8 protein-coding genes are annotated in these 8,689 nt (G+C 56.4%); 3 read left to right on the top strand and 5 right to left on the bottom strand.

Going from position 1 to position 8,689, the window contains the following annotated elements; translation table 11 throughout:
• Window positions 1-28: 28 nt before the first annotated feature.
• Window positions 29-424, top strand: coding sequence for a flagellar hook-length control protein FliK (gene fliK / locus LC354_RS24795; RefSeq protein ID WP_223428652.1), 396 nt, complete (start codon window positions 29-31; stop codon window positions 422-424).
• Window positions 425-428: 4 nt separating this feature from the next.
• Window positions 429-1,097, top strand: a complete 669-nt coding sequence (locus LC354_RS24790; protein ID WP_223428651.1) for a flagellar hook capping FlgD N-terminal domain-containing protein — start codon at window positions 429-431, stop codon at window positions 1,095-1,097.
• Here LC354_RS24790 and LC354_RS24785 read toward each other — a convergent pair.
• From LC354_RS24785 to LC354_RS24765, 5 genes are all read right to left on the bottom strand, one after another.
• Window positions 1,094-2,413 carry an NAD(P)/FAD-dependent oxidoreductase gene (locus tag LC354_RS24785; protein WP_223428650.1) on the bottom strand — a complete coding sequence of 440 codons (1,320 nt, stop codon included), beginning with the start codon at window positions 2,411-2,413 and terminating at the stop codon, window positions 1,094-1,096. The two genes, LC354_RS24790 and LC354_RS24785, sit on opposite strands and share 4 nt — an antisense overlap.
• Window positions 2,410-3,228 (bottom strand): ABC transporter permease subunit, encoded by an 819-nt coding sequence (locus LC354_RS24780; RefSeq protein WP_223428649.1) that lies wholly within the window; start codon window positions 3,226-3,228, stop codon window positions 2,410-2,412. The genes LC354_RS24785 and LC354_RS24780 overlap by 4 nt, the downstream gene beginning before the upstream one ends.
• The gene (locus tag LC354_RS24775) at window positions 3,225-4,100 is read right to left on the bottom strand and encodes an ABC transporter permease subunit (protein ID WP_223428648.1); all 876 of its coding nucleotides are present in this window, start codon (window positions 4,098-4,100) and stop codon (window positions 3,225-3,227) included. The genes LC354_RS24780 and LC354_RS24775 overlap by 4 nt, the downstream gene beginning before the upstream one ends.
• Entirely contained in the window at window positions 4,097-5,221 is a 1,125-nt protein-coding gene (locus LC354_RS24770) for an ABC transporter ATP-binding protein (RefSeq protein ID WP_223428647.1), read from the bottom strand. The genes LC354_RS24775 and LC354_RS24770 overlap by 4 nt, the downstream gene beginning before the upstream one ends.
• A gap of 61 nt (window positions 5,222-5,282) precedes the next feature.
• On the bottom strand, window positions 5,283-6,365 hold the full coding sequence (locus LC354_RS24765) for a polyamine ABC transporter substrate-binding protein (RefSeq protein ID WP_223428646.1): 1,083 nt from the start codon (window positions 6,363-6,365) through the stop codon (window positions 5,283-5,285).
• 145 nt (window positions 6,366-6,510) lie between these two features.
• On the opposite strand from LC354_RS24765, the gene LC354_RS24760 reads away from it, so the two are divergent.
• A complete protein-coding gene (locus LC354_RS24760) occupies window positions 6,511-7,908 on the top strand; it encodes an aspartate aminotransferase family protein (protein WP_223428645.1) in 1,398 nt (465 codons plus the stop codon).
• Window positions 7,909-8,689: the final 781 nt, after the last annotated feature.

The following is an 8,689-nucleotide window of genomic DNA, read 5'->3' as shown; positions in this document are numbered from 1 at the left end:
AAGGCCTATATCAAATGGGAATGCCAGGATGCGTGATCATGCCAAATCCGAATTTCCAGACGTGGGGTTGCTCAATCCGGTCGAAATCGTAATGAACCCTGCGGAATTAGGTCGAGTCCGCATGACATTGACCACAACCGACTCCGGGATTGTCGTCAATATTCTTGCCGATCGGCCGGAGACGCTGGATTTGATGCGCCGGAACATCACCGATCTCGGCGAGTCCTTTTCTGATCTGGGATACGACGACGTCGCCTTTGCCTTCGGCCAGAACGATGATCCTTCTGACGCATCATCACAGGAAAATTCCGATGGTGCAGAGGTTCTGTCACTCGACTTTGGAGAGAACGATAACACTGATTCCCCAATATCTGACTTACCGCGCCTGGCCACCTCGGCTGAAGGCATAGACTTGAGGCTTTGATCGCATGAACCTGACCCAAACATCTTCGGCCACTACTCCCGCAACGATACAAACCGCTCCTTCCGCCAGAAGCAGCGTCCTCAGTTCTGATTTTGAGGTTTTTTTGCAAATGCTGACAGCGCAGGCGCAGTATCAGGATCCGCTGGAGCCGATGGACAACTCGGAATATGCCGCCCAACTGGCCCAGTTCTCCATGGTCGAGCAGCAGGTCACGACCAATGACCTGATGCAGCAGTTGATGTTGACGCTTGGGACAAACGACATGTCCAGTGCGGCGAACTGGATCGGGATGGAAGCGCTGGTCAGTGGACCCGCTGAATTTGATGGCGATCCAATCACAATTGCGCCCAATCCACCGATTACGGCGGATACCGTGACGCTCGTCGCCTACGATGCACAGGGCAACGAAGTGCAACGCACGCCGATGCCAGTGAGCGCTGATCCATTCGAGTGGACAGGACTTAACGACACCGGTGCCCCAATGGCTCATGGCGAGTACACTTTTGAAATCGAGAGTAGCGCCAACGGCGAGGTATTGTTGACCGAGCCCGCGATGTCCTATGCGCGTGTCACCGAAGCGCGAATTGAAAACGGTTCGACATTGCTGGTATTGGAGAGCGGCTACATGATCCTCGCAAACAACGTCGCGGGTTTGCGCGAACCTCCGGTTTAGAATCCCCGATCGTTCAGGCGGAGCGCCGCGTAGATCGGTGGCATTATGGCACGCCGAAATCGGCCAAGGGGAAATTGTGCAGCAGGTTTGCGCATGACGGCAGGATACAAATCAGGCGTACGACCCAGCGCAAGATCAGCCAGCATTCGCCCCGCGTAACTGCCCATGGCCACCCCGTTGCCATGAAAACCAAAGCCTGCCAGCAACTTCGGTGATCCGGGCACAGGCCCCACAAACGGTGTCAGGTTACGCGAGAGGCAGACAAAACCCGACCACGTGTGTGTAATGTCCACCCCGTTCCATGCCGGGAACATATGTTTGAAATCGCGCGCAAGAGACGACCGCGCCTCCTGCTCCGATCGCGGAGAAGACATAAGCCCGCCACGCATCCCGATCAGGAAACGGCGATCCGGCAGCAACCGGAAATAGTGCAGCAAGCGCCGCGTGTCATAGGCCATCTGGTCACTGGTCCACCCTTGTGCCAGAATTTCATCCTCTGTCAGAGGACGTGTGACGAGCACGGTGGACTGGGTCGGCATATAGCGCGAAGCCATCCACGTTGGAACATCCTCGCTTGAATAGCCGTTGGTTCCAAGTATGGTTTTTTCGGCCTGCACCCGGCCACCCGAAGTCCTGACCACAGGCCCTGAAATCTCGACGGCCGCACTTTTTTCAAACACGCGCACGCCTGCCTCAACGGAGGCGCGAAGCAGTCCCCGAAGGTACTTGCGAGGGTTGAGTGCAAAACCAATCGGCGTGGTCAGGGCCGCATGAAACGGGCCTGCGAAACCGTGGGCAGAAAGTTGATCCTTGGCAAGGAACGTTGGTGCCACATCATAGTTCTCAACAATGCTTGCAGCTTCTTCTTCAAGGCGGCCCACTTCGCTCTGACGGTGCGCCAATACGGTCTCTCCCGTCGAATGCCGATCCACATCAAGATCAAGGTTCGTGATCAGCGCGTCGACCAATGCAACGGCCGCCTTTTCGGTCTGGTGCCACTCCAAGCGACCCGCACGTCCGAATGACCGATCCAGAAAAGCATCCGACGCTTTGGCACCCCCCAAACAGCAAAACCCACCGTTCCGCCCTGACGCGCCCCAGCCGATGCGCTGCGCCTCAAGCAAAACAACCGAAGCACCGGCCTGAGCAAGATGAAGAGCGGCTGAGAGGCCTGTAAACCCACCCCCGATGATGGCAACATCGCAGCGCATATCACCTTGCAATGCCCCATGTTCCGGCATGTCGCAGGTCTCATCCCACCAGCATCCGTCGCGCGGGCCATCGCTGTACGCATAGTCCGGAAAGATCCGCTTCATGCGGCGCGCGCGGCCTGTTGTTCGTCCCGCTTGGCGCGCAGGGCCGCCTGTTTGCTGGCCAATGAGGCGCAAATCACACCGATTGTGACCAGCCCGATCAAAATCGTGCTCAGCGCATTTATCTCGGGGCTGACGCCCAATCGCACGGAGGACCAGATTTTCATGGGCAGAGTCGTCGCGGACGGCCCCGACGTGAAGGAGGCAATCACAAGATCGTCAAGGCTGAGTGTAAAGGCCAGCAGCCAACCCGACACCACCGCCGGCGCGATGATCGGCAACGTCACCAACCGAAATGCCGTGAACGGCGACGCCCCCAGATCAAGCGCCGCCTCTTCCAGCGACTGGTCAAACGTCATCAGCCGCGAAGACACGACAACCGATACGAAACACATCGAAAACGTCGTATGCGCCAGCACAATGGTCAGCACCCCCCGGTCCATCCCAATGCCGATGAACAGCAGTAAAAGCGACAGGCCCGTAATGACTTCGGGCATCACCAGAGGCGCGTAGATCATTCCCGAAAACAGCGTGCGCCCAAAAAACCGCCCCCCGCGCACCAGCACATAAGCGGCCATCGTTCCCAGCACGGTCGCGATGGTGGATGATATGACGGCCACCTGCAATGTCACCCAAGCTGCGTCCAGAAAGGCGTCATTGGCGAGCAACTCACCGTACCATTTGGTAGAAAACCCCGCCCAGACCGTCACCAGCTTGGATTCGTTAAAGCTGAAGATCACGAGGATCAGCATCGGCACGTAGAGGAACACAAACCCCATCGTGAGCGATACGACATTGAATGGGCTCAGACGGTTCATTTCTCCGCCTCCGCCTGTTTTTGCTCATTGCGCTGAAACAGCACTATCGGAACGATAAGGATCAGCAACAAGATCACGGCGACCGCCGAGGCGACCGGCCAGTCCCGGTTGGAGAAGAACTCTTCGAACAGCACCTTGCCGATCATCAACGTGCCCGATCCGCCCAGCAGCGACGGGATCACGAATTCACCCAGCGCCGGAATGAATACAAGGAAGCACCCCGCGATGATTCCGTTTTTGGACAGCGGAATCGTCACCAGCCAGAAGGCTTTCAGCCGCGAACATCCGAGGTCTTCGGCGGCTTCGATCAGGGACCCGTCCAGGCGATCCAGCGCGGAGTAGATCGGCAGGATCATAAAGGGAAGATATGTGTACACGATGCCGATATAGACCGCCGTATTGGTATTGAGCACGGTCAGCGGCGTATCAATGATCCCAATCCACAGCAGGAACTGGTTCAGGAACCCTTCGTTCGACAAAATCCCGATCCACGCATAGACCCGGATCAGAAACGACGTCCAGAATGGCAGGATCACCAGCATCAACAGCGTCGGGCGCCACTGTTCGGGCGCGCGCGCCATCGCATAGGCCATCGGATAGCCAACCATCAGCGTGAGAACCGTCGAGATCAAAGCGATCTGCAAAGAGCTGAGATAGGCTTTCCAATACAAATCATCCTGCGTCAGGAAGATAAAGTTTTCGAAATCGAGCTGCGACAGCATGGTCCACAGCCCGTCTTTCATCGTCGGGGTATAGGGCGGAATCGCGAGTTCGATATCCGACAGTGAAATTTTGAATACAACCGCAAACGGGATCAGAAACAGCGCCAGCAGCCAGACATACGGTACCGCTATGAGGAACGCCCGCTTCATTGGTCCAGCAAGACCCCGGCGGTTTCCGTCCAACTGATCCACACCGGGTCTTCCCACGTGAAGGCGCGGCGGGATATGCGGCGGGTGTTGGCGACTTGTGCCTTGATGATCTCGCCTGTGGGCAATTCGACATGGTAGGTGCTCAGGTTGCCCAGATAGGCGATGTCCAGCACCTTGCCTTGCACGGCGTTGTCAGCCGCTGGGTGTTCCGCGTGGATCGACACCTTTTCCGGTCGGATCGCCAGATGACATTCCTGACCATCTGAAAAGGGGCGCGTGCTGACGGCGTGTACAGGGTCCCGACCCTCCGCCCATGCGATCTGATATCGGTCCGGGCCGACCGCCGTGGCAGAGCCCCGGATGATATTTACGTCACCGATAAAGTCGGCAACATAGACGCTTTGCGGGGCTTCATAAATTTGTTCGGGGGTCGCGACCTGCATGATCCGTCCTTCGTCCATCACGGCCACGCGGCTGGCGACGGTCATCGCTTCTTCCTGATCATGGGTGACGATGACGAATGTCGTGCCGGTCTTTTCCTGAATGTCCATCAACTCGAATTGCGTCGCCTCTCGCAACTTGGCGTCCAGCGCGCCCAAAGGTTCGTCCAGCAACAGAAGTTTCGGCGCCTTGGCCAGTGATCGGGCCAAGGCCACACGCTGGCGCTGCCCGCCCGAGATCTGGTGAGGCTTGCGTTTGGCAAACTTCTCAAGCCGTGTCAGCTTGAGCATCTCTTCGACCCGGGCAGAAATCGCAGCCTTGTCACTGCTTTCGCGTCGCAGGCCGAACGCGATGTTGTCCCAGATGGAGAGGTGCGGAAACAGCGCATAGGACTGGAACATCATATTCACGGCCCGCTTGTTTGGCGGAACTCCCGCGATATCGTTTCCGGCAAGCTCGATTCTGCCTTCGGTCGGATTCTCAAAGCCCGCCAGCATCCGCATCATCGTGGTCTTGCCACAGCCAGACGGCCCCAGCAGGGCAAAGAACTCCTGCTCGAAAATATCAAGGGTCAGATCATCAATCGCCGTGAAATCACCGAAGCGTTTCGTGACATTGCGAAACCGGATCAACGGCTTCTGGTCGGGGTCGTCCCAAGGGGCGAAAACAGTATCAGCCAAGGCGAAATCCGTTCAGTTTGAGACGGGCGCGGGGATAAAGCCCCGCGCCCGAAGATCGGGGTCAGGTGCCCGATTTGATCTTGGTCCACATCCGGGTCACGGTGCGTTGTACCTTCGCGGGATATGGCGACTTGGTGTAGAGTTTTTCCAATGTCGCTCCATTAGGATATATCGCTGGATCACCAATCACGTCTTCCACCAAGAACTCCTGGCTGGCGAGATTGCCGTTGGCATAATAAACATAGTTTGACGCGGCCGCCATGTTCTGAGCATCCATCATAAAATTCAGGAATGCGTGAGCATTGTCCACGTTCGGAGCATCGGCGGGAATGGCCATCTGATCGAACCACATCAATGAGCCTTCTGAAACGGGATTATATACGATTTCAACCCCATTTTCGGCCTCGGCCGCCCGATCACGCGCCTGCAGTATGTCTCCAGAAAAGCCAAAAGCCACACAGATATCACCATTTGCCAGCGCGTTGATATATTCAGAACTGTGGAACTTTTGAACATACGGGGCCACGCCCGCCAATATCGGCTCCGCCATGGCGAGCACATCAGGGTCTTGACTGTTCGGATCCTGGCCAATGTATTGTAAGGCCGCCGGTATCATCTCGGTCGGAGCATCAAGGAAATGCACACCACAGTCCTGCAGCTTTTCCATGTTTTCCGGGTTGAAGATCAGATCGAGCGAATCCAACGGCGTGTCGGGACCAAGAAATTCCTCAACTTTCAGAACATTTGCGCCAATCCCTGTCGTTCCCCACATATAGTTGATGGAGTAGGCGTTGTCGGGATCGAAGGCTGACGTCCGAGCCTCGATCGTATCCCACATATTCACCTTGTTAGGCAACTTAGAAGCGTCCAGTTTCTGATAAACGCCAGCGCTAATTTGCCGTTGCAGAAAGTCATTGGAAGGCACAACCACGTCGTAACCCGATCCACCCGCCAGCATCTTGGTTTCTAGGACCTCATTGCTGTCGTACACATCGTAGATCAGATCAATACCCGTCTCTTCCTCGAATTTGGTCAGCAAATCTTCGTCGATATAGTCCGACCAGTTGTAAACGCGCACTTCATCGGCGATAGCGGCGCCCGCAAGGGCGCCGAGCGCCACTGTGCTCAGCATCATCTTTTTCATGGTATTCTCCCGTAACTGCCCGGTTTTCCCGGGTCATCGTGTATGAAAACAATTTTTGCGGCGATCGTCCAGCAAGATTGCAGTTGTCACATTGACGGCGCGCAAGATGCTCATATTCTCGGCACACTCAAACACAGAGGTAAATATGCCCGCAATCACCAATCACCTGCCGACGTCCGAACTGCAAGCATTGGATGCCGCACACCATATGCATCCGTTTACGGCCAACGGCGAATTGGCCGAAAAAGGCGCGCGCATCATCACCCGCGCCAAGGGCGTCTATCTGTACGACAGCGAGGGTAACGAAATCCTCGATGGCATGGCCGGCTTGTGGTGCGTGAATATCGGCTATGGTCGAGGTGAATTGGCCGATGTGGCCGCGCGCCAGATGCGCGAACTGCCCTTTTACAACACATTCTTTCAGACAACCCATGTGCCGGCCATCGCACTGGCGCAGAAAATTGCCGAACTGGCGCCGGGCGATCTGAACCACGTCTTTTTTGCGGGCTCCGGCTCCGAAGCGAATGATACCAATATCCGCATGGTGCGCACCTATTGGGCGATCAAGGGGAAGCCGGAAAAGACCATCATCATCAGCCGCAAGAACGCATATCACGGATCGTCCGTCGGGTCAGGATCGCTGGGCGGCATGACCCCGATGCATGAACAGGGCGGACTGCCGATCCCCGACATTCTTCACATCAACCAGCCCTACTGGTGGGCCGAAGGCGGTGACACGACGCCCGAAGACTTCGGCTTGGCGCGTGCTGCCGAACTGGAAGAGGCGATTCTTGCGCAAGGCGAAGACCGCATCGCCGCTTTCATTGCCGAACCGATTCAGGGCGCCGGGGGTGTCATCGTGCCCCCCAGCACCTATTGGCCGGAAATCCAACGGATCTGCGACAAATATAAAATCCTGCTGATCGCAGACGAGGTCATCTGCGGCTTTGGACGGACCGGTAACTGGTTCGGGTCGCAAACGATGGGTATCAAGCCGCATATCATGACGATCGCCAAGGGACTCAGTTCCGGCTACCAGCCCATTGGGGGCTCGATCGTTTGTGACGAAGTCGCGGAAGTGATTGGGTCCGGCGAATTCAACCACGGTTACACCTATTCCGGCCACCCGGTCGCCTCAGCGGTCGCGCTGGAAAACTTGCGCATTCTGGAAGAAGAGCATGTGCTGGACCATGTTCGCGACGTGGCGGCACCTGCACTGAAAGAGATGTGGGAAGGGCTCGGCGATCATCCTTTGGTGGGTGAAACCGCGATTGTCGGCATGATGGGATCGCTGGCACTGACCCCGCAAAAGGAAAGCCGCGCCAAATTCGCGATGGATGCCGGCACAGCCGGCTTCACATGTCGTGAGCGCTGCTTTGCCAACAATCTGATCATGCGTCACGTCTATGATCGGATGGTAATTTCGCCACCACTTGTGATCACTCCAGATGAGATCACCGAGATGGGCAAACGGGCGCGCAAGGCATTGGACGAGTGCTATACCCAGCTCAAAGATCGAGACCAGCTGAAACCGGCCGCTTGAGCCTACGGTTGCACCTTGAGGGGCCAGCCCCTCAAACTCCCCGGGATATTTTCAGGCCAAGAGATGTAACCATATATTAAATTTAATGTCTTCATCTCATCGGACGGTACAGGCGGGGACGCCGATGACCGTGCCGGGAGAAGCAAATACCTTCTGTCAATCGGGAGGCGCCTTTGCAGGTGCCTCCCATATTTCTTCCGGCCCCAAATATCTTCGGGGGGGCGCCGACTGCCTCCGGCGCCTGACGGCCCCCTCAAAGTCTTCGGTTCCCGCACTGTTACGTCGACCGCACGAAAGGACATGGTTCGTTTACCTCAGTCCGGCGGTTGGAGCATGTTCGATGGGCCGAACACCAAAATCGAACCGGTCCATGAAAACTGGCCCTGTGGACAATCGCGATTGGTCATCGGATTGGTGAATTTCAGGCCCCTGCTTCCGAAAATTTCTCCTTGTGAGCCAATGGGTTTTCAGGATGGTGCCTACTCAGGTGAAAAACCTGTTGGTTACCGGACGACACACACAGTTTCGGCCTTACCGGTTTATATCCAACCGAGTTTCGCGTAAGACTTTCAAAAAAACGCAAACCACTGCCAGAGCACAATGCAGAGCCTCCTTCGCCCAACTTTGAGACTGACAAAGCGGTTGCTCAATGCGAACGCGTGAACGAAAGCATTGACCGTGCAACGCACGCTGCAAAAGGCCGCTGAGCAGCCCCACTTGAGTGGTCCAAATTGAAAGTTAGTGCATGATTGGCCTTTGGTCCATCGGAACGATGGCTTCA

The organism is Tateyamaria pelophila (assembly GCF_019966495.1).
Classification (GTDB): Bacteria; Pseudomonadota; Alphaproteobacteria; order Rhodobacterales; family Rhodobacteraceae; genus Tateyamaria; species Tateyamaria pelophila.
This window is presented reverse-complemented; position numbering and strand designations above follow the sequence as displayed.

Excerpts from the sequence above, each read along its gene's own strand:
- LC354_RS24790 (WP_223428651.1), top strand. The coding sequence starts at position 429 with ATGAACCTGACCCAAACATCTTCGGCCACTACTCCCGCAACGATACAA.
- fliK (WP_223428652.1), top strand. The coding sequence starts at position 29 with ATGCGTGATCATGCCAAATCCGAATTTCCAGACGTGGGGTTGCTCAAT.
- LC354_RS24785 (WP_223428650.1), bottom strand. The coding sequence starts at position 2,413 with ATGAAGCGGATCTTTCCGGACTATGCGTACAGCGATGGCCCGCGCGAC.
- LC354_RS24780 (WP_223428649.1), bottom strand. The coding sequence starts at position 3,228 with ATGAACCGTCTGAGCCCATTCAATGTCGTATCGCTCACGATGGGGTTT.
- LC354_RS24760 (WP_223428645.1), top strand. The coding sequence starts at position 6,511 with ATGCCCGCAATCACCAATCACCTGCCGACGTCCGAACTGCAAGCATTG.
- LC354_RS24775 (WP_223428648.1), bottom strand. The coding sequence starts at position 4,100 with ATGAAGCGGGCGTTCCTCATAGCGGTACCGTATGTCTGGCTGCTGGCG.
- LC354_RS24765 (WP_223428646.1), bottom strand. The coding sequence starts at position 6,365 with ATGAAAAAGATGATGCTGAGCACAGTGGCGCTCGGCGCCCTTGCGGGC.